The organism is Tepidanaerobacter acetatoxydans Re1, from assembly GCF_000328765.2.
Classification (GTDB): domain Bacteria; phylum Bacillota; class Thermosediminibacteria; order Thermosediminibacterales; family Tepidanaerobacteraceae; genus Tepidanaerobacter; species Tepidanaerobacter acetatoxydans.
The window spans coordinates 368,376-388,654 of record NC_019954.2; the positions used below are offsets into that span (position 1 = coordinate 368,376).

The window sequence follows — 20,279 nt, forward strand, 5'->3', positions numbered from 1 at the left end:
GGATAAAAATGATAGTGATCACGGAGATAGTAAATTTCTGTTAAAAACAAAACTTTTGAATATAATTTTATCAGCAGTTTTTTTAGGATTGGGGATATTTCTTGCTCCTAAACTTCACGGGCAATATGAGATATTAGAATATGTGCCATTTTTAGCGGCATATATTTTGGCGGGAAGGGATGTGGTTCAAACTGCATTTCGCAATATTGTTCGAGGACAAGTCTTTGATGAGAACTTCCTCATGACTGTGGCTACATTAGGGGCTTTTATTCTGCACCAGCTGCCTGAAGCTGTAGGTGTTATGCTGTTTTATTCTATAGGTGAATATTTTCAGGCATTGGCGGTGCAAAGATCACGTCGTTCTATTGCAGACCTAATGGACATTCGACCGGATTATGCAAATCTTTTGGTAAATGATGAAATAAGTCAAGTTGCCCCGGAAACAGTAAATATTGGTGAAACTATAGTAGTGCGACCTGGGGAAAAGATACCTTTGGACGGAGAAGTGTTGGAAGGTACCTCCTATTTGGATGCATCAGCATTAACCGGCGAATCGGTTCCATATCGGATAAATCCGGGAGAAAAAGTAATGGCGGGTATGGTTAATATTCAGGGATTGTTAAAAGTAAAAGTTGAAAAGACCTTTAGTGAATCCTCTGTTTCAAAGATACTAAACCTGATTCAAAACGCATCTTCACGTAAGGCAAAGACAGAACAGTTTATTACAAAATTCGCCAGATATTATACGCCTGCGGTAGTAACGGCAGCGGTAATTATAGCATTACTGCCTCCGCTGATAGTTCCTGGGCAAAGTTTTAGCAATTGGTTGTATAGGGCTTTGACGATGTTGGTTATATCTTGCCCGTGTGCTCTGGTAGTATCAATCCCATTGGGGTATTTCGGCGGAATTGGCGGAGCATCTCGTAGGGGAATCCTTATTAAAGGCGCTAATTTTATAGAAACCCTTGCAAATTTGGATATTGTTGTATTTGACAAAACAGGCACTCTTACAAAAGGCGTTTTTAAAGTTAATGATGTAAAACCTGCAAACAATTTTGCGGCACAAGAGGTTTTACGCATGGCTGCATATGCTGAGACTTACTCAAATCATCCTATAGCAAAATCAATTGTGGAAGCTTATGGAGATACTATCGAGAAATCACTGGTAACTGATTATAAAGAGATAGTAGGACACGGTATAATGGCAAAAGTCGAAGGGAAACAGGTATTGGCAGGCAATGAAAAGCTGCTAAAGAGCAGAGGCATAGAAATAAAAATTAATGAGGATGGTTTAGTCGGCACCGTAGTCCATATAGCAGTTAACGGTATCTACGCAGGAAGAATAACTATCTCAGACGAGATTCGTTTAGATTCGGCCAAAGCCGTCAAAGAACTCAGAAATTTAGGGGTAAAACGAGTCGTAATGCTCACAGGTGATACAAAAGAAACGGCTAAATATGTATCTGAAGCACTCAACCTTGATGAATATTATGCAGAACTGCTGCCACAGGAAAAAGTTGAAAAGTTGGAAGAACTTAAAGGCGATGATAGAACCAGGTATAAGGTAGCTTTCGTAGGAGATGGTATAAACGATGCTCCGGTTATAGCATGTGCCGATGTAGGCATTGCTATGGGAGGATTAGGTTCTGATGCCGCTATTGAAGCTGCTGATGTGGTTATTATGGAAGATATGCCGTCAAAAATTGCTGAAGCGATAAGGATAGCAAGATATACCAAGAATATCATTGTACAAAACATAGTATTTGCATTGGGAGTAAAGGGCATTTTTCTGACTCTTGGAGCAGCAGGAGTAGCCAGCATGTGGGAAGCAGTCTTTGCTGATGTAGGCGTAGCTCTTCTTGCCGTATTAAATTCTACAAGGACTCTGCTACGAAAAGCATAATAAAGCTAAAAAATTGCGATAAGGGTGCATCCTTCCGTCCTTATCGCAATTTTTTAATAGCGGGCGGTCGAAGACTGCCCTAATAGGCATTGATGGCGTTTGCGGTTGCATCCTTTGAAATTTCCGAATATAATTGGTATAAAGTACAACTCCTAAAGATTCTTAAAATAAAACCAAGAGGTGACTTTAGTTGTCTGTGGAATCGTAAGAGAATATTTTAAAACAAAAAACATGGATGTAAGCATTAAATTTTTCGAAGATACCAGCACAGTGGACAAAGCTAGTCAATCACTTGGTGTTACACCGGGTGAAATAGCTAAATCGCTTCTTTTTAAAGTGAAAGAAGACTATATAATGGTGCTAATGGCCGGAGATAAGAAAATAGATAACCGAAAATTTAAGGACGCCTTTTTTTGCAAGGCTAAGATGCCTAACCCGGATGAAGTTATGGAGATAACCGGTCATCCGGTGGGAGGTGTATGTCCTTTTGGCTTAAAAAACCCAATAAATGTTTATCTGGACATATCATTAAAAGCTTATGATATAGTATATCCTGCTGCAGGGGAAGCTAATGCAGCCGTGAAACTTTCTGTTCAAAAATTAGCCGAATTGACTGGAGGTAAGTGGATAGACATAAGTAATTAGCACTATTTTTGACAAATGGCTTAGCTGAAATTTTTATCTTTAGTAGACTTCCCATCATATTCAAATGTTGTGCAATTGGTAGATTTATTGTATTCATTATTCTTTTTATAGGTAATTTCAATGCTGTTAATTTGGCAAAGGTCGTCTTTATTATTATGATATTTACATGTATCAACTATGCAGGTTACAGTCGGATTTAATTGGCGTCCGATGCCTACCAATTCTTCAGCGAATTCAACCCAATTTATATTGTCAGCAGAATCAATAAAACCATCTAAGCCTTGTCGCTTTTCGAAAGTGCTGCATATTGTTTCCTCTTTAGATTTTGATGTTGTATTTACTGTTTCATTCAAGATGTTGATGTTACCAGCACTGCAAATATTTCCGGGAATCCAGTGAGTGCAAGCATTTACACTACACTTGACTTCAGGATTAGGAATTTTTGTATTATTAGACATAAGTACACTCCCCAACAGTTATTTTAGTATAGTATTTACTTTGCTTGGGAAAATTATTATGTTTTTCGCTTTAATATATTGATTGAATATCCAATTTAAGGTAAAATGAATCTGAATAAGATGAATGATTTTTTATAAATCTCACTGTTTTTCATATTTTAAAATAAATGTAAGGTTAGGTGATTTTATGCTCACAAAAAGCGAACTGGCTAAATACATAGACCACACCTTATTAAAACCCACTGCCACATTTGAAGAAATTGAAATATTGTGTTTAGAAGCAAAGGAATATGGATTTTATGCAGTATGTGTTAATTCATGCTATGTAAAGCATGCCGTAAATGTTTTAGACGGTTCAGATGTCAAGGTTAGTGTAACCGTTGGATTTCCATTGGGAGCTATGGCAACTACCGCAAAAGTATTTGAAGCGACAGAAGCTATTAAAGCAGGAGCAATGGAAGTAGATATGGTTATGAATTTAGGTTTGTTAAAAAGTGGAGATTTCTATGGAGTTCAAGAAGACATTGCAGAGGTTGTAAAAGCTGTAAAAGCGATTAATTCCGGCGCCAAAGTCAAGGTAATCCTAGAAACCGGATATCTTGATGAAAATGAAAAAGTATCGGCATGCCAGTTAGCTAAAGCTGCTGAAGCTGACTTTGTGAAAACTTCGACCGGCTTTGGACCTGGTGGCGCTGCTGTTGAAGATGTGAGGATTATGAGAAAAATAGTTGGCGATGCTATGGGTGTAAAAGCCTCCGGCGGCATAAGGGATGCAAAAACCGCACTTGCAATGATTGAAGCAGGGGCAACGCGAATAGGAACTAGTTCAGGGATAACTATAATACAAGACTATAAATAGTAAATGAAATTATGGAGGTTGATATATATGTATTTCGAGAAACCTGGCAAGCAAAATACAGAAAAAACCCTTGAAATTGTTAAAAAAGCTGTAAGAGAGCATAATATAAAACATGTGGTAGTAGCGTCATGTAAAGGTCATACCGCAAAACTTTTTCAAGAAGCAAATCTAGGGGTAAATCTTGTTTGTGTAACACATGCAGCTGGTTTTGAGGCACCAGGTGAAATGGAAATGCCTGAAGACATCAGGAAGGAACTTGTAGATTCCGGGGTTAAAGTTCTTACAACTACTCATGTGCTTTCAGGTGTTGAAAGGGGCATCAGCCGCAAGTTCGGCGGGGCATATCCTGTGGAAATTATAGCACATACCTTAAGAATGTTGGGTCAGGGCACAAAGGTGTGTGTTGAGATAGCTGTAATGGCATTGGATGCCGGTCTTATTCCATACGGAGAAGATATAATAGCTGTGGGTGGTAGCAGCAGAGGAGCTGACACAGCAGTAATCTTGCGGCCGGCTCATGCATCAAATATTTTTGATACGTGGATTTCAGAGATTTTATGTAAGCCCGCAAGCAAATGATTTACAAGAAGTTGATTGACAAGAGAAAGATTTTATGATATGTTTTATAAAATTGAACATGTACCTCATCTCGCAAAGAGTTGAGGTAGAGGCGCGATGTATCAAGAGTAAGCTCGTGGAGGCGGGGAGGCCGATGAAACAAGCCAAAAGGGATTATCGCCGAAGTATGGTTTATCCCAAAGACCATGCTGGGCCTATATCGAATAGGTATAGGACTGTCACCGAAGTAATTCGGTGGAGAGCTACTTCAAGAGAGAGGTATTTGCCAAGGAATAAAACAACCGGCAAATGACCCCGGTTGTTTTTTGCTGCAAAAAACCTCTTAATCCAAACATACAGAGGGAGGAATAAATGTGTCAAAATCCAGAATTGCCGTAGTAGGTTTTGGCAATGTAGGAAGAGAAGTAGTACCTGCTATTAAGGAAAGCCCAGATATGGAAGTGGCGGGAATTGTCCTAAGGAATCCCAAGAAAATTGATTCAATTAAAAAAACAGTTAGCGATATCCCGGTAGTAACAGATATAAAGGAACTGGGGAAAATTGATGTTGCAATTCTAAGTATACCCAGCCGTTCTATTCCTGAGGTTGCTCCACAGTATCTAAAAATGGGCATTAATACTGTTGACAGCTTCGATATTCACGGTGATTCCATCATGAGTCTGAGGAAAAACTTGGATCAGATTGCAAAAGCCAATGATGCCGTATCCGTAATTTCTTCAGGCTGGGATCCGGGTTCGGATTCTATTGTAAGAGGTTTATTAGAGGTAGTTGCTCCAAAAGGGTTGACCTATACTAATTTCGGCCCGGGTATGAGCCTTGGACATACCGTAGCAGTTAAAGCTATTGAGGGCGTAGAAGATGCCCTGTCGATGACGATACCGGAAGGCACCGGCCTTCATAGGCGTTTAGTATACGTAAAGATTAAGGAAGGGTATGATTTTGAAAAAATTTCCGAGGCAATAAAAAATGATCCTTATTTTATCCATGATGAAACCCATGTTTATAAAGTAGATGATGTAAAAAGTCTCATAGATAAGGGTCATGGTGTGCATATGGAAAGGAAGGGTGTATCCGGCACCACCCATAATCAGCGAATGGAGTTTATAATGTCTATATGCAATCCGGCGGCCGCAGGTCAGGTAATGGCAGCTGCTGCCAGGGCAAGCCTTAGGCAAAAGCCCGGATGCTATACCACACTAGAAATTCCAATTATAGACTTTCTATGCGGAGAAAAAGAACAACTATTACATCGATTGATATGAGCAATTTCTCAAAAAAGTGTTGAAATCGTCAACACTTTTTTGATATAAAATAGATTTGCGAACAAGCGAGATTATAAGTAATCTTAATCTTAGCTATTAGAACATATTTAAGTAATCAAATTTTAAACTTGCATATAAATGATATAATTAATAGTATGAAACTATTATATAATAAAAATATCTAGCCGGGAATATCAAGGGGGTGAGCCATGAGTATCGGCTATAATGAAACAAAGTTAGACGGGGTGTAAATAAACTGATGAAATACGATGATGATAACAAAAGCATAGCAAATGCTAATATGGAAACCAAAATAATAATCGATGAGGATGAAGAAAAAGACTTGCGCAAGCGGGTAATACAACTTGCTATGCCCTCACTTGTTGAGCTTTTGCTGGGAACTCTATTCGGCATGGTAGATATGGTTATGGTAGGGCGAGTAAATAAAGAATCTTTAGCAGCGGTAGGTATTACCAACCAGCCAACTATGTTGGCTTTGGCAGTGTTCCAAGCTCTAAATGTGGGCAGCACGGCTCTTGTAGCTCGCTTTATGGGAACCGATGATAATGAATCGGCAAGCAGTGTTGTAAAGCAAACCCTTATTTTGACGGTAATCTTGGGTACAATAGTAAGCATATTGGGTTATATTTTTGCAGGTAATGTAATAAATTTCATGGGTGCAAAACCTGATGTATTTCCCCTTGCTGTCCAATATCTAAAAATTATTTCACTTGGGGGTATATTTATTTCCACCAGTATGGGAATAGCCGCTGCATTAAGAGGCGCAGGGGATACTGTTACACCCATGAGATACAATTTAATCTCGAACCTTATAAATGTAGGCTTGAACTATATCTTGATATATGGCAAATTGGGATTTCCGGCAATGGGTGTCGCCGGCGCTGCTATAGCAACAACAGTTTCACGTTTTGTGGCAATGATTATGGCAGTTTTAGCGATATATCATCCAGATTCTTTGCTGAGTCTTTCAAAAAGAAAGGGTATCTTCCTTGATTATGATATAATAAAACGCATATTAAAAATTGGGATACCTTCGGGCGTAGAACAGTTTGTACTGCGCTTAGGCCAGGTAGAGTTTGCAAGAACTGTGGCAGGTCTTGGCACAACGGTATTTGCGGCTCATCAGGTAGCTTTAAACGTATTTGGCCTGTCCTTTTCACCTAGTCAGGCTTTCGGCATGGCAGCTACCACTTTGGTAGGGCAGAGTCTTGGAGCCGGGAGGCCGGATATGGCTGAAAAATACGGATTGGAAACACGGCGAATGGGGATGTATGTTGCAGTTGCCATTGCATCTACATTCTTCTTTTTCGGCAGACAAATTGCAAGTATATATACTAATGATCCTCAAGTTATTTTGCTGGCAATGGGTTGTTTGAAAATAATTGCTATTATGCAGCCTATGCAGTCAACTCAATTTATTCTCGCAGGGGCATTGCGAGGTGCAGGTGATACGCGGGGCCCGCTTTTTGCAACTGTCATAGGAATATGGGGTATTCGGGTTATGCTAGCGAAAGTATTTATCAAGATGGGTTTCGGCCTTACGGGTGCTTGGGCGGCACAGGCATGTGATCAGGTGTTTCGCTCGATTTTTATCTACTTAAGATATAATTCAGGAAGATGGAAAAGACTCAGAGTATAGAGCAGTTCGAATGCACGAAATGTATATCAGATTTTTCACAAGTTCCCATATATTTTGGCTCAAAGGGAAAATTTATTTTTTCCCTTTGGGATTTTAAATCATAGTCGTGTGATAAAATAGTCCCATAGGACATATTCAACCTCATACATGGTGTGATAATTGAGAATTATCCTTTGTCCATTGAGAGTCTTGTAAAATTTTAAGGAAACTGTTATGATTATGATAAAGAAAAAGTTCATATGGCATATGATGGTATGAAGAGGATGAGAGAGGCCTTTCTAAAAGGCGCCGAAGGGGTAAACCAGATCCAGGTGAAACTCTCAGGCAAAAGGATCATCTTTGGACCAACCTCTGGAGAGCTTTGGCGCCGACGAGGGAAATCTTTCAGGCAAAGGGACAGAGGTTCTAGGTATAAGCTGTTTTTATTGTTTTATACTTAGAACATTTTTTTGTCACTAAAATAACTAAAAATTTACGCATTACTGAAATATTAAAAAGGAGGGATGAGATGCTTAAAAGAACTCCGCTCTATGAAGAGCATTTAAAATTAGGGGCAAAAATGGTGGATTTTGCAGGTTTCGAAATGCCTATCCAGTATTCATCGATAATCGATGAACACATGGCTGTAAGGACAAAATCGGGCATCTTCGATGTGTCTCACATGGGAGAAATCTTGGTCAAAGGAGAAAATGCCGGAGATTTTCTAAATGATATTCTCACAAATAACATTCATAAAATCAAAGAAGGCCAGGCCCAATACACCATCATGACATATGATGATGGTGGAACCGTGGACGATCTCATGGTTTATAAGCTGAGCCTAACTCGCTACTTGCTGGTAGTAAATGCGGCCAACAAGGACAAGGATTTTGAACACATCAAAAGTTTGGCTCCTGCGGATGTTGTGGTGGAAGATGTGAGTGATGATTATGGTCTAATTGCCATTCAAGGCCCGGAAAGTGCCGGATTTGTAAAAGAACTCTTTGGAGAGATACAACTCAAACCATTTAATTTTCGAACCATTGAATTTGATAGTGATTCACTGATTTTATCCCGTACCGGCTATACCGGCGGTGAGGGTTTTGAAGTGTACGGCTCTCCGGAGATGACGAGAAGGCTGTTTTGTAAAGCAGTTGACTTTGGAGTAATTCCCTGCGGGCTTGGAGCAAGGGACACGTTGCGTTTTGAGGCAGGTCTGCCGTTATACGGCCATGAGCTAGGTCCGGATATTACGCCTGTTGAAGCGGGACTTAGCAGATTTATAGATTTAAGTAAGCCTTTCAAAGGGCGTGATGTGCTGCGCACTCAAAGCGAGCAAAGAGATAGAAGACGTCTTATCGGGCTTAAACTTCTTGATCGTGGAGTGCCAAGACCTGATTATCCTGTGTATTATGACGGCAAACAGGTTGGAAAGGTGACATCCGGCGGTTTTGCGCCATACGTTAAGGAATATTTGGCTATGGCTCTGGTAAAAATACCTTTGGATGATGCTAATGATAAGTTATTTGAGATTGAAATTCGCGGAAAAAAACATCGAGCCGAAAAGGTATCTACGAACTTTTTAAAAGGATAAAAGGAGGACGGATTATTATGAGTAATATTCCAACAGATTTAAAGTATACGGAAGAACATGAGTGGATTTTTGTTGAGGACAGTCTTGGAAAGATCGGCATTACCGACCATGCTCAGGAAGAGTTGGGTGACGTGGTGTATGTAGAATTGCCGGAAGTGGGCGATAAAATTGTCAAAGGTGAGCCTTTTGGCTCGGTAGAATCAGTAAAAGCTGCTTCAGATTTGTTTGCTCCGGTTTCCGGAACGGTAGTGGAAATAAATGAAGCCCTCATTGACAGACCGGAATTGGTAAATGAGAGACCTTATGATGACGGCTGGATGATAGTGGTGGAGGTGGAAGACGAAAGCGAGCTTGATGATTTGCTGACACCTGCGGAGTACAAAAAATTAGTGGAAGGTGAGTAGTGATGAGATACATTGGTCATTCGCCTTCTCAAATCGATGAAATGCTTGAAACTTTGGGCATTTCCAGTATAGAAAGTCTCTTTAATGATATCCCCGATAATGTGAAACTTAATCGAGAAATGAATCTTCCCCGTCCGCTTGATGAAATAGAGCTTAAACGTGAATTACTTAATATCAGCAAAAAAAATAAGGCTGCTGATTATGTAAATTTCATCGGAGCCGGAGCTTATGACCATTATGTGCCTGCGGTGGTGAAGGCTTTAGTAAGCCGTTCTGAGTTTTATACCTCATATACGCCGTATCAAGCTGAGCGCAGCCAGGGGACTTTAGCGGCTATTTTTGAATATCAGACGATGATGGCAAGACTAACCGGAATGGATGTAGTAAATGCATCAATTTATGATGGGGCATCGAGTTTAGGCGAGGCTATTCTAATGGCCTGTAATATCAAGAAAAAGAATAAGGTAGTGTTTTCCGGCGCTATACATCCGGAATACTTGACTACTGCTAAAACTTATGGTTTTGGCAATGGAATAGATATTGCATCTTCAGTATATACTTCATCCTGTGAAACCGACTGGAAACAGCTCGAAAAGCTGGTTGACGACAACACCGCAGCTATTGTAATAAGTATGCCTAATTTTTTTGGGGTAGTTGAAGATGTTAAACAGGTCGAAAAAATAGCTCAAGCAAAGGATGTTATGCTTATTGTATCGACAAATCCCATTACCTTAGGGCTTTTAAAACCTCCATCAGATTATGGGGCTGATATTGTGGTGGGAGAAGGGCAGCCTTTAGGCAATTCATTAAACTTTGGCGGTCCATATCTTGGATTTATGGGAACAAGAGCTAAGTATATGAGACGGATGCCCGGCAGGATTGTAGGGGAGACAGTAGATGCTGATGGCAAGAGAGCATTTGTGCTTACACTTCAAGCTAGAGAACAGCATATTCGACGGGAAAAGGCCACTTCCAATATTTGTTCAAATCAAGCTTTAAATGCCTTAGCTGCAACTATATACCTTGCATATCTTGGCAAAAACGGCTTTAGAGATGTGGCATATCACTCCCATGCAAATACTCAATATTTCATTAATGAAGCAAAAAAATCCGACCATATAAAAATCATCAACCCTAAAGTTTTCAATGAAGTGGTGGTAGAAGTAAACGACCTTGACAAGAAATATCAGACGGCCATAGAACATAAAATGCTACCAGGCCTGAAACTTAATAAATTCTATCCCGAACAAAAAAATAGACTTTTGATAGCTTTTACCGAAAAACGCACCAAACAGGAAATCCAAGAGCTTTTAAAAGTGCTGGGGGTGAGTTAGATGGAAAATGTTTCTCTGATTTTCGAAAAGTCAAGGAAAGGGAAAGAGGGTTTTAAATTAAGTTCCCTCAAGGTGCCGGAGATTGAAGTATCTCAAACATTGGGTGAAGACCTATTAAGGGACGAATTGGATTTACCGGAAGTATCAGAAATTGATGTGGTAAGGCATTATACTGAACTTTCCAGAATGAATTTTGGAGTTGATAATGGGTTTTACCCTTTAGGCTCTTGCACCATGAAGTATAATCCTAAAATAAATGAAGAAATTGCGGCTATGTCCGGTTTTACCGAACTGCATCCCTATGCACCGGAAGAGCTTTCTCAGGGTACGCTTGAGATTATGTATGACACACAAAACCTGCTTGCAGAAATTACCGGTATGGATTATTTTACCCTACAGCCTGCCGCTGGTGCTCATGGCGAACTTACAGGGATATTGATTATTAAAAAATACCTTGAGAACAAGGGCGAAAAACGCACTAAAATTATCGTACCTGATTCGGCCCATGGCACTAATCCGGCTTCTGCAAATCAGGCAGGTTTTGATATTGTCAATGTAAAATCCGACAGTGAAGGCCTGATAGACATCGAAGCATTAAAAACAGTGGTTGATGAAGATGTGGCGGCACTTATGCTTACAAATCCAAATACCTTAGGACTTTTTGAAAAGAATATACTGGAAATATCTAAAATCCTACATGATAAAGGTGCTTTATTGTATTATGACGGGGCAAATTTAAATGCGGTCATGGGCATCGCACGGCCGGGAGATATGGGCTTTGATGTAGTTCATCTCAATCTTCACAAGACCTTTTCCACACCTCATGGCGGTGGCGGCCCCGGTTCTGGGGCGGTAGGTGTGAAGGCGTTTCTCCGAGACTTTTTACCCAAACCTTTAGCCGCTAAAAATGATGAAATGTATTTTTTGGACTATGATATACCTTACAGTATCGGCAAAATACATGGTTTTTATGGAAACATCGGAGTGGTTCTTAAGGCCTATGCATATATAAGAAGCCTAGGAGCTAAAGGCTTAAAAGAAGCCAGTGAAATTGCTACATTAAATGCCAATTATCTATTGAAAAAGATTGAGAATATGTTTGATGCTCCTAAAGATGCTCTGTGCAAGCATGAATTTGTAGTAAGCTGTAAAAACTGGAAAGAAAAATACGGTGTAAGAGCTTTGGATGTAGCTAAACGTTTACTTGATTACGGCTTTCATCCGCCCACAATTTATTTTCCGCTGATAGTTGATGAGGCTTTGATGATTGAACCAACGGAAACCGAGAGTAAAGATACCTTGGACTCTTTTGCCGATGCACTGCGAAAAATATATGAAGAAGCCAAACAAACACCGGATATATTAAAGTCAGCACCACATGCTACACCGGTCAGACGAGTTGATGAAGTAAAAGCTGCTCGAGAGATGAAATTAAAATATCAGGGCTAAAGCCCGACAACGGATTTAATTATCCGGCAATATGAATAACTGCCAATCTTAACAATAACCGGCCGAAATATTGATTGTTCAAAAATGATAAACACTGTTTTCAGCAATGTATATGTATAAGAAGCAATTTAAAAATAGATGCTGAAAGAGTATTAAACCGCATAAAAACAGGTGTCAGGTATATACCTGACACCTGTAACTGTAATAAATAACTACTCTGCAAATACATGATTACCGATTCTGTAAATTATGGGCTTCGAAAGCAGCCACTTATTCGATATTTTATATGGATTAAAGAAGAACAGAGCACCTCCTGTAGGATCTAATCCGCCCAGTGCTTCATCGGCTGCTTTATATGAATCGCTACTGACAACTACGGTAAAAAGTCTTCCGTCAAGCACCGGCTCAAATTGATATGCACCCGTTTCATCCACATGGTATATTACATCTTTAATAGTATTTGGGAATTTATCGCTTAAGACCCGATTAACCACAACTGCTCCAACGGCTACCTTTCCAATATACGGCTCACCTTCGGCTTCTGCTTCAATAAGTCTTGCCAAAAGAGCTCTTTCTTCTAGAGTATGATATACGCCTGTACCATATTTTATGTATTGTCCTCGACTAATACCTCCTCTGGAAGGCAAATCCGAAGTTTTTTGTGTAGAAGATGATGCTTTTGATGGAATTAAAAGTTTCATCCCAACATAAATCTCGTTTCCCCAAAGCCCGTTAATGACTTTTAAATCATCTATTGACACGCCATAATTTTTAGAGATTAGATAAAGAGTATCTCCCTTTTTTACAGTTATCTGCTGATATAGACTTCTCTGAGGAATATATAAGGCTTGTCCCGGCCAAATAACTTCGGAATTCAGGTTATTTAAAGCTTTAAGCTCTGATACATCTATACCAAAGCTTTGACTGATGAGATAAAGGGTATCACCGGATTTTACCGTGTATCTTTCCGGAATGAGCAAAGCCTGTCCAGCTGTTACGGAATCCGAGTACAAATTATTGCACTGTTTTATCTTGTCTATTGGGACTCCTGTAATTTTGCTCAAGGAATATAGAGTATCCCCGGCTTGTACGGTAATAACTTTAGCTTCAGCCCTTCCGGAGAGCAATATCAGAAAGGCAAATAAGAAAATTGCTATATTCAGTTTTCTGACAAAATACACCAAATACCAACCCCTTTCCTTTGGATGATTATACTATAAGTCCGCTGTAGATTTCATCAAGTAAAATTCACCAAAGAAAAATATGGGAAAAATAAGCCGCCGGGCCCAGCTTTTCAAGCGACCCGGCGTAAGTGAGTGCCTTTACTTTTTGAAATTTATTATAAGCTTTCCGTCCCCGGTGTTTACGGATGTTATTTTTAAATCATAAGGCAGAGGCGGCGGTGTAAAAGTCATATCATAATCGGCCATCAGTTCTTCTATGACCTTGGCAGGCAGTATTACACCACTGAATTCCAACCTCTTAGGAATAAATTTTATTTTCTGTTTTTCAGTAAGCTGTATACCGCATGTAATAGAATAGGTAGGGGCATCGCTATCGGGCTTTTTTTCGGCAACCGTAATTCCTTCTGAATTAAATGAGAAATATACATCCTTTAAGTTTTCATCTTTAGACAACAGAATTCTTGTGACACTGGTATCAAAAAATTCAGCACGAGCTGTCATGGCAAAATAGTTAATTTTTAAATTGTCAGGGCTTAAACTGGACCATGGAAGCGAAGACAAATTCGTTAGTAAATAGTCCAATGAAGGCAGAGACTTCTGCCAATCCTTGCTGATTTCTTCTAAAAATTCAGTGTCTTTCAGGATAATCCTTGCACGCTGCAGCTCTTTTTGCTTTTCCGATATCGTCTGGGTTATTTTTTCAAGAGCCAACTCGGCCTGCTTTTCTAGAGACTGAATTTCCCGCTGCTTTTCCATAATATCATTTTCCTCCTGCCGGCATTGAGTGATGAGAGCTTTGGTTTCGAGAATTATATTATTATAGTATTCCATGAAGAACATAACGTTGTCAAAACGCCGAAAAAAATCTCCTAAATCATCAGCTCCGATTAAAACTGCAAACAGGTTGCCCACACCACCCTTGAAAGAAAATACTATCCAGCGGGATAACTCCTCCTGTCGCTTATTAAAGCTGCTGTTTAATGAAGAGAGTTCTTTTTGCTTTATCTCAAGTTCCTTCTTAAGCTCCTGATTCTGAACAGAAAGCTTTTCAACTTCTTTTTTAAGTGAAAGGACCCTGGCGTCTAAAGTCAAAATCTCCTCTATTAGTTGCTGCTCTGTCTCAGATATTTGCGCTCCCGGCACGATATCTACAAATATTAGATTTAAGAAAAAAATAATGACTATTAAAAAAATATGCCATTTAGAAATTTGCATCATATTCCTCCTGGCCTGAGCAAACACTATATTTTATAATATTTTATTCTACAAAAACCGCAAATATCCTCTACATTATCTAATTTTCCGGAAGACAGCATGTCTAGTTGGAATGATACGACTATATGTGAAGTCAAGCTCAACTTTACTTTTAACAAAAAATAGGCTTAAATCGCTTTCGCTGTGGTTTACATAATTGGCTACATAGCACAAACCGATGTTTCCTGTATAATTTTGACTTATATAATCAAGTGTTCAACATGCAGCGTGTCTTATTGTAATAAGGAGCAGGATGCTGATATTCTTAGGTCAAAATTGACTTTTTACGGTGGAAACAAATATTTAATGAAGTATAATATATGCATATTAAAGTTTTAGAAGGGGAAATAGCATAAATGTTCTATAAAAATATCAAACAAGCAAAATTTATAAATCGACCAAACAGATTTATTGCAAATATTGAGATTGAAGGTAGAAATGAAGTCTGTCACGTTAAAAACACAGGTCGATGTAAAGAGTTATTAATACCGAATGCAACCGTATTTGTCCAAGAACATGACAATAACACACGCAAGACAAAGTATGATTTAATATCGGTGTATAAAGGTGACAGACTGATTAATATAGACAGCCAAGCACCGAACAAGATATTTCATCAGTGGATGATGGATTCTGATTTATTTAAAGATATATCATTTATAAAGCCTGAAACAAGATATAAAAACTCTCGCTTTGACTTCTATGTAGAAACAGCCAATGCTAAAACATTTGTGGAGGTTAAAGGCGTTACTTTAGAGAAAAACGGCGTTGCGTTGTTTCCCGATGCACCTACAGAGCGGGGAGTGAAGCATATAAATGAGCTTATTGACAGTATAAGCGATGGTTATGACGCGTGGATTGCCTTTATAATTCAGATGAAAGATGTAACTTATTTTACACCAAACATAAACACACATAAAGCCTTTGGTGATGCACTCATAGACGCAAAAAGGCATAGTGTAAATATTGTTGCTCTTGACTGTGATGTAACAAAAAACTCTATAAAGGCAAGGGATTTTGTAGAAGTAAGATTATAAAATTGCCAAGGTTATGATATACTGAAGCGTTTTTTAGTGCATGCACAGACTGCTGCTGATAATAAGCTCAAAGCAAATTCCTTGATTTACAATGGCTGCCTTCATTACATTATACTTGGACACGCCCATAATATAATATAAGTGTATTGTAATAAAAATCACTTAAATATCCTATGTGATATAAAGTATCGAAGGCGTAAAATTTTAAAAAAGGATTTTGCAGTATTATGTAGAATATACTATATATATAATTAATGAAACAACATTCCGTAAAGTGGTACAATATTTGAGATTTATGTAAATTCCATGTAGAGGTGAAATTATGGCTCAGGATAATACGGTACAATCAGTGGAAAGAGCGATTAAGATTCTGGAAGAGCTGGCTGCAGAAAAAGAAGGTCTAGGTGTTACGGAACTTTCCCAGCGAGTCAATTTGCATAAAAGCACTGTACATCGCATGCTTACGACACTCTTAAATCTGGGATATGTTGAACAAAATGCCTTGTCGGAAAAGTATCGTTTGGGAATGAAAATTTTATTTTTAGGCGGAAGCATTCTGGAGCGGATGGATATTCGCCATGAAGCCCATGACTTACTTGAAGAGCTTTCGGGAAAAGTGAATGAAGCTGTGCATTTGGTTATACCTGATGGTTTTAAAGCCGTTTATATTGATAAACTGGATAGCAATAAGACAATTCGCATGTGTTCACAGATAGGCCGTATAGCACCTTTGCATGCTTCGGCTGTGGGCAAGGCTATTTTAGCATTCTCGAGCCCGCGATTTGTAAATGAAGTAATTGAGCAGGGACTTGCAAGATATACTGCAAATACTATAACAGAGCCGCGAGAATTGATGCGGCATTTAGAAATAATAAAAGAGCGTGGTTTTGCAATTGATGATGAAGAGAATGAGAAAGGCATAAGGTGTATTGCGGCTCCGATATTTGATTACACCGGAAAAGTAATAGGAGCCATAAGCGTATCGGGTCCGACTGTTACTGTTACTAAAAAACAGGTAGAGAAAATCAGTGAAGATGTAATGGAGTGTGCACGAAAAATATCCCAAAGAATGGGGTGGAAGGTGGATTAGATACACTTGGTATCTTAGCAAAGGCTTTAACGAATGAACTACCTGCACAAGTCTTTGCCTTAAAATATAAGGAGGTGCTTTCTCTTAATGGATTTTGAATTTTTTATGCCGGCACAGCTTATTTTCGGCCGGGGAAAAGCTAAATGTATAGGCTCATATGTTAAATCCATAGCTAATAGAGCCTTAATAGTTACTGGTAAATCTAGTGCTAAAAAAGCCGGGTATCTGGATTTGGTGACAAAAAGCTTGGAAAAGGAGGGAATAGACTGGGCCTTATTTGATGAAGTTGAACCAAACCCTCTCACTACAACCATAGATCGAGGAATAAGTTTAGCTCGAAAAAGCAAAGCAGAGGTTATTATCGGATTGGGCGGCGGTAGTGCTATGGATTCAGCTAAGTGCATTGCTTTTGGAGTAAAAAAAGAGGATTCTATTGCTAACTACTTTGGTACTCAACCGGCCGGAGAAGTGCTGCCAATTGTACTTATTACTACCACTGCCGGAACGGGAAGTGAAGCTAACAATTATGCTGTAATGACCAACCCAGAAACACATGTTAAAAAATCCCTATCGTCTCCCGATATGTTTGCCAAGATTTCAATTATTGATCCTGAACTTATGCTTACAGTTCCTAAAAAGGTTACGGCATCTACCGGAATAGATGTTTTTTTCCATTCAATGGAATCATATCTTAGCAAAAGGTGTCAGCCTATAAGTAGGCCATTATCTCTTGAAGCCATGCGTTTAGTAGTGGAAAATCTAAAAGGTGCATATGAGCATGGGGATAATATTGAGTATCGTGAACGTATGGCGTGGGCCAACACGATTGCAGGAATAGCCATAAACCTTGCGGGTAATTGCGGAATACACGGTTTAGGACATCCATTAAGTGCCTATTATAACATTGCACACGGTGAAACCCTTGCGGCAGTTTCTCTTGCGTTTCTGCGGTTTTCCATTCCGGAGGCTTCTGATAAATTAGCAACGATAGCAGAAATTTTTGGAGTAGAAACTAAGGGACTTTCAAAAGATGAAGCCGCCGAAAAGGCTATTGAAGCGCTAGAAACCTTCATGGAAAGCTTAGCTCTGCCCACAAAAATATCTGTTTTTGGCGTTAAAGAAGAGGATATCGACAAATTAGCACAAAATGCTTATGAAAATTCGATTGGCAATTTCAAAGCTAGTCCCCGCGAGATAACTTTAGATGATGCAAGGAAGATATATAGGGATTCCTTATAAGGTCATTAGTTTTCATGCACAAAAAACGCATAAGGTTTAGTTGCCCATATGTAAAATGTAATTTAATTATATTTTGGAGGCGGTAAAATTGAATAAGTATGTGAGATTTGATAATGGTAAGAGTATCGAATATGGACTGCTTGAAGGTGAAAAAATAATTGCACTGGAAGGTTCTATCTTTGAGAAGTGGGAAAAAACTGACAGAATATATGATTTGAAAGACGTAAAATTGCTGGCCCCCTGCGAACCCAGCAAAGTTGTGGGCATAGGAATAAACTATAAAGAAGTAGTAAATAAAAAAGGTGATGCGATGCCTGAAGAGCCGGTGATTTTCCTAAAACCAAGCACATCGGTTATAGGTCCGGATGAGGCGATAATTTCACCTAAAGGCGTAAAAGAATTAAACTATGAGGCTGAACTTGTTGTAGTAATAAAAAATAGGATTAAAAACGTGAGTGTAGAAGATGCCAAGAGCCATGTCTTAGGCTATACCTGCGGCAATGATATTACCGCCAAGGACTTCATGATAAAGGGTAAACCATGGACTAAGGCCAAATCCTATGATACTTTTATGCCCATAGGTCCTTGCATAGCGGAAGGACTTGATGGTGACAATCTGAACATTAAGATGTATCACAACGGAAAAATTACTCAAAACAGCAACACTTCGAATATGGTATTTAATGTTGCACAAATCATATCTTTTGTTTCCAATATAATGACATTAAATCCGGGAGATGTTATCAGTACCGGTACACCTCCAGGAAAAGGAAATCTATTGTCCGGTGATGTAATCGAAGCCGAGCTAGAAGGCATAGGCAGATTAAAAAATATAGTAAAATAAAATTAGAGGTGGTTGCCGGTAGTTTCGAATAATTGGCAACCACCTCTAATAATTTTCGTAGGATTAGGACAGGACCTTCAAAAATTCTTCAAAACTGTTCTTTTGTATTATTTCATCAGGAATTTGTATACTTGATTTGATAGCTTTAGAAATCTTCATAGCTGGTTTTGTATCACCGAAAAGAACTGCGCCGACAGGGATGTTGTTTCTTAAAAATACAACACTGTAAATATTATCTTCCTTATCAAATTTTTTTATAGTGCTACAAGAACTGTCATCTTTACACAAATCACCTACTGAATATATTTCTACTCCAAATACTTTTAAATAATTGGAAGGAATTACTTCATTGTATGGAATTTGTTTTCCAGCTAAGTTAAATCCGGCAGTTTTACCTTGCTCCCTTGCTACTGGCCATATTCCGTAAACCTGTCCCTTATATTCGGCAATATCGCCGGCCGCAAATATATTTTCAACCGAGGTCTGCATATACTCGTTAACTTGTACACCTCTTGTGCTCTGTATTGAAGTATTTTTTACAATGTCGATGTTAGAGCGGACACCGGTAGAGAATACTACAAACTCTGTTGAGATAGTCTGATTATCATTTAATTGAACAGAGGTAACTGCCTTATCTCCTATAATCTGTGAAAGCCGACCTTGTGTAATGAAATTAATTCCGGCCTTTTTGCCCAAGGCCATTAAGAGTTCTGAGGCAGTTTGATCTACCTGCTTAGAAAGAATATGTGGAGAACCCTCTACGACACATACATTTTTACCTTTATTTGCTAAAGACCAGGCTACTTCTAAGCCAAGGAGTCCGCCACCAATAACAATACCCCGCGTTCTATCATTTATAAATTTATTGAAATTATTCACATCATCCAATGACCGTATTGAAAACACCCCTGGAATATCTGTACCTGGAACAGGCGGAATAAACGCACTGCTGCCGTTTGCAAGAAGAAGTTTTGAGAAATTAACGGCTTTTCCGTTATCAAGGGTTACTGACTGTTTTTTGGTATCAATTTCGCTTGCCTTATGACCGAGCCATACATCTATATTAAGGTTGCGGTACCATTCCGGTTTATGAATATATAATTTGTCTAAATCAGGTGTTTTACCCAGCAAATCTGATAATCGCAAACGGTAATAGGCATAATACGGTTCGCCACTAATTATAATAACAGGTGTATTCTTGTCATGCTCGCGAAATACTTCGGCAGCAGAAACGGCAGCTATACCATTGCCGATAATAATAACGGGATTCATATTCATCCTCCCTAAATAGTTTATTTAGACACAATAAGGCCCGCTCTATCGGGCCTTAAAAAGTTTAAGCTTCCTCAAACATATCTTTTCCAACACCACATTCGGGGCATACCCAATCATCGGGGATGTCTTCAAAGGCAGTGCCGGGAGCAATTCCGCCGTCCGCATCTCCGACTTCGGGATCATAAACATATCCGCAGATAGTGCAAACCCATTTTTTCACGAGATTCATC

General features: G+C 39.1%; 18 protein-coding genes, 1 pseudogene and 2 riboswitches. Of the genes and pseudogenes, 14 read left to right on the top strand and 5 right to left on the bottom strand.

The features are described from left to right. Positions 1-43 precede the first annotated feature (43 nt). Both TEPIRE1_RS01695 and TEPIRE1_RS01700 read left to right on the top strand, forming a co-directional pair. Positions 44-1,903, top strand: a pseudogene (locus tag TEPIRE1_RS01695) (heavy metal translocating P-type ATPase); the annotation flags it as partial. A 231-nt stretch (positions 1,904-2,134) separates the two neighbouring features. Further along, the gene (locus TEPIRE1_RS01700) at positions 2,135-2,548 is read left to right on the top strand and encodes a YbaK/EbsC family protein (protein WP_015294874.1); all 414 of its coding nucleotides are present in this window, start codon (positions 2,135-2,137) and stop codon (positions 2,546-2,548) included. Positions 2,549-2,568: 20 nt separating this feature from the next. Here the strand turns inward: TEPIRE1_RS01700 and TEPIRE1_RS01705 are convergent, their stop codons facing one another. After that, on the bottom strand, positions 2,569-3,006 hold the full coding sequence (locus TEPIRE1_RS01705) for a DUF1540 domain-containing protein (RefSeq protein ID WP_013777466.1): 438 nt from the start codon (positions 3,004-3,006) through the stop codon (positions 2,569-2,571). 187 nt (positions 3,007-3,193) lie between these two features. On the opposite strand from TEPIRE1_RS01705, the gene deoC reads away from it, so the two are divergent. The 8 genes from deoC (at position 3,194) to gcvPB (ending at position 12,126) form a co-directional block, all read left to right on the top strand. Beyond that, on the top strand, positions 3,194-3,865 hold the full coding sequence (gene deoC, locus TEPIRE1_RS01710) for a deoxyribose-phosphate aldolase (protein WP_013777467.1): 672 nt from the start codon (positions 3,194-3,196) through the stop codon (positions 3,863-3,865). Positions 3,866-3,892: 27 nt separating this feature from the next. Next, the gene (locus tag TEPIRE1_RS01715) at positions 3,893-4,444 is read left to right on the top strand and encodes a pyruvate kinase alpha/beta domain-containing protein (RefSeq protein WP_013777468.1); all 552 of its coding nucleotides are present in this window, start codon (positions 3,893-3,895) and stop codon (positions 4,442-4,444) included. A 78-nt stretch (positions 4,445-4,522) separates the two neighbouring features. Then, positions 4,523-4,697: riboswitch (Lysine riboswitch) on the top strand. A gap of 100 nt (positions 4,698-4,797) precedes the next feature. Continuing rightward, entirely contained in the window at positions 4,798-5,706 is a 909-nt protein-coding gene (locus TEPIRE1_RS01725) for a diaminopimelate dehydrogenase (protein WP_013777469.1), read from the top strand. A gap of 259 nt (positions 5,707-5,965) precedes the next feature. Next, positions 5,966-7,366, top strand: a complete 1,401-nt coding sequence (locus tag TEPIRE1_RS01730) for an MATE family efflux transporter (RefSeq protein WP_013777470.1) — start codon at positions 5,966-5,968, stop codon at positions 7,364-7,366. A gap of 254 nt (positions 7,367-7,620) precedes the next feature. Next, positions 7,621-7,712: riboswitch (glycine riboswitch) on the top strand. Positions 7,713-7,874: 162 nt separating this feature from the next. Then, entirely contained in the window at positions 7,875-8,939 is a 1,065-nt protein-coding gene (gene gcvT, locus TEPIRE1_RS01735) for a glycine cleavage system aminomethyltransferase GcvT (protein WP_013777471.1), read from the top strand. Positions 8,940-8,956: 17 nt separating this feature from the next. Next, entirely contained in the window at positions 8,957-9,343 is a 387-nt protein-coding gene (gene gcvH / locus TEPIRE1_RS01740) for a glycine cleavage system protein GcvH (protein ID WP_013777472.1), read from the top strand. Positions 9,344-9,345: 2 nt separating this feature from the next. Beyond that, positions 9,346-10,677: an aminomethyl-transferring glycine dehydrogenase subunit GcvPA gene (gcvPA, locus tag TEPIRE1_RS01745; protein WP_013777473.1), complete on the top strand. Its 1,332-nt coding sequence runs from the start codon at positions 9,346-9,348 to the stop codon at positions 10,675-10,677. After that, entirely contained in the window at positions 10,678-12,126 is a 1,449-nt protein-coding gene (gene gcvPB / locus TEPIRE1_RS01750; protein ID WP_013777474.1) for an aminomethyl-transferring glycine dehydrogenase subunit GcvPB, read from the top strand. Between the two features lie 212 nt (positions 12,127-12,338). On the opposite strand, the gene TEPIRE1_RS01755 is transcribed toward gcvPB, so the two are convergent. Both TEPIRE1_RS01755 and TEPIRE1_RS01760 read right to left on the bottom strand, forming a co-directional pair. Continuing rightward, on the bottom strand, positions 12,339-13,307 hold the full coding sequence (locus TEPIRE1_RS01755) for a LysM peptidoglycan-binding domain-containing protein (RefSeq protein ID WP_231848310.1): 969 nt from the start codon (positions 13,305-13,307) through the stop codon (positions 12,339-12,341). 141 nt (positions 13,308-13,448) lie between these two features. Beyond that, entirely contained in the window at positions 13,449-14,525 is a 1,077-nt protein-coding gene (locus tag TEPIRE1_RS01760; protein ID WP_013777476.1) for a coiled-coil domain-containing protein, read from the bottom strand. A gap of 395 nt (positions 14,526-14,920) precedes the next feature. Here TEPIRE1_RS01760 and sfsA point away from each other — a divergent pair, with 395 nt between their 5' ends. The 4 genes from sfsA (at position 14,921) to TEPIRE1_RS01780 (ending at position 18,774) form a co-directional block, all read left to right on the top strand. After that, a complete protein-coding gene (sfsA, locus tag TEPIRE1_RS01765) occupies positions 14,921-15,601 on the top strand; it encodes a DNA/RNA nuclease SfsA (RefSeq protein ID WP_013777477.1) in 681 nt (226 codons plus the stop codon). Between the two features lie 322 nt (positions 15,602-15,923). After that, positions 15,924-16,691 carry an IclR family transcriptional regulator gene (locus TEPIRE1_RS01770; RefSeq protein ID WP_013777478.1) on the top strand — a complete coding sequence of 256 codons (768 nt, stop codon included), beginning with the start codon at positions 15,924-15,926 and terminating at the stop codon, positions 16,689-16,691. An 87-nt stretch (positions 16,692-16,778) separates the two neighbouring features. Then, the gene (locus TEPIRE1_RS01775; RefSeq protein WP_013777479.1) at positions 16,779-17,930 is read left to right on the top strand and encodes an iron-containing alcohol dehydrogenase; all 1,152 of its coding nucleotides are present in this window, start codon (positions 16,779-16,781) and stop codon (positions 17,928-17,930) included. 88 nt (positions 17,931-18,018) lie between these two features. Continuing rightward, positions 18,019-18,774: a fumarylacetoacetate hydrolase family protein gene (locus TEPIRE1_RS01780; protein WP_013777480.1), complete on the top strand. Its 756-nt coding sequence runs from the start codon at positions 18,019-18,021 to the stop codon at positions 18,772-18,774. Between the two features lie 63 nt (positions 18,775-18,837). Here TEPIRE1_RS01780 and TEPIRE1_RS01785 read toward each other — a convergent pair whose 3' ends face one another. After that, a complete protein-coding gene (locus TEPIRE1_RS01785) occupies positions 18,838-20,046 on the bottom strand; it encodes an NAD(P)/FAD-dependent oxidoreductase (protein WP_013777481.1) in 1,209 nt (402 codons plus the stop codon). Positions 20,047-20,110: 64 nt separating this feature from the next. Further along, positions 20,111-20,269 (bottom strand): rubredoxin, encoded by a 159-nt coding sequence (gene rd / locus TEPIRE1_RS01790; protein ID WP_013777482.1) that lies wholly within the window; start codon positions 20,267-20,269, stop codon positions 20,111-20,113. Positions 20,270-20,279: the final 10 nt, after the last annotated feature.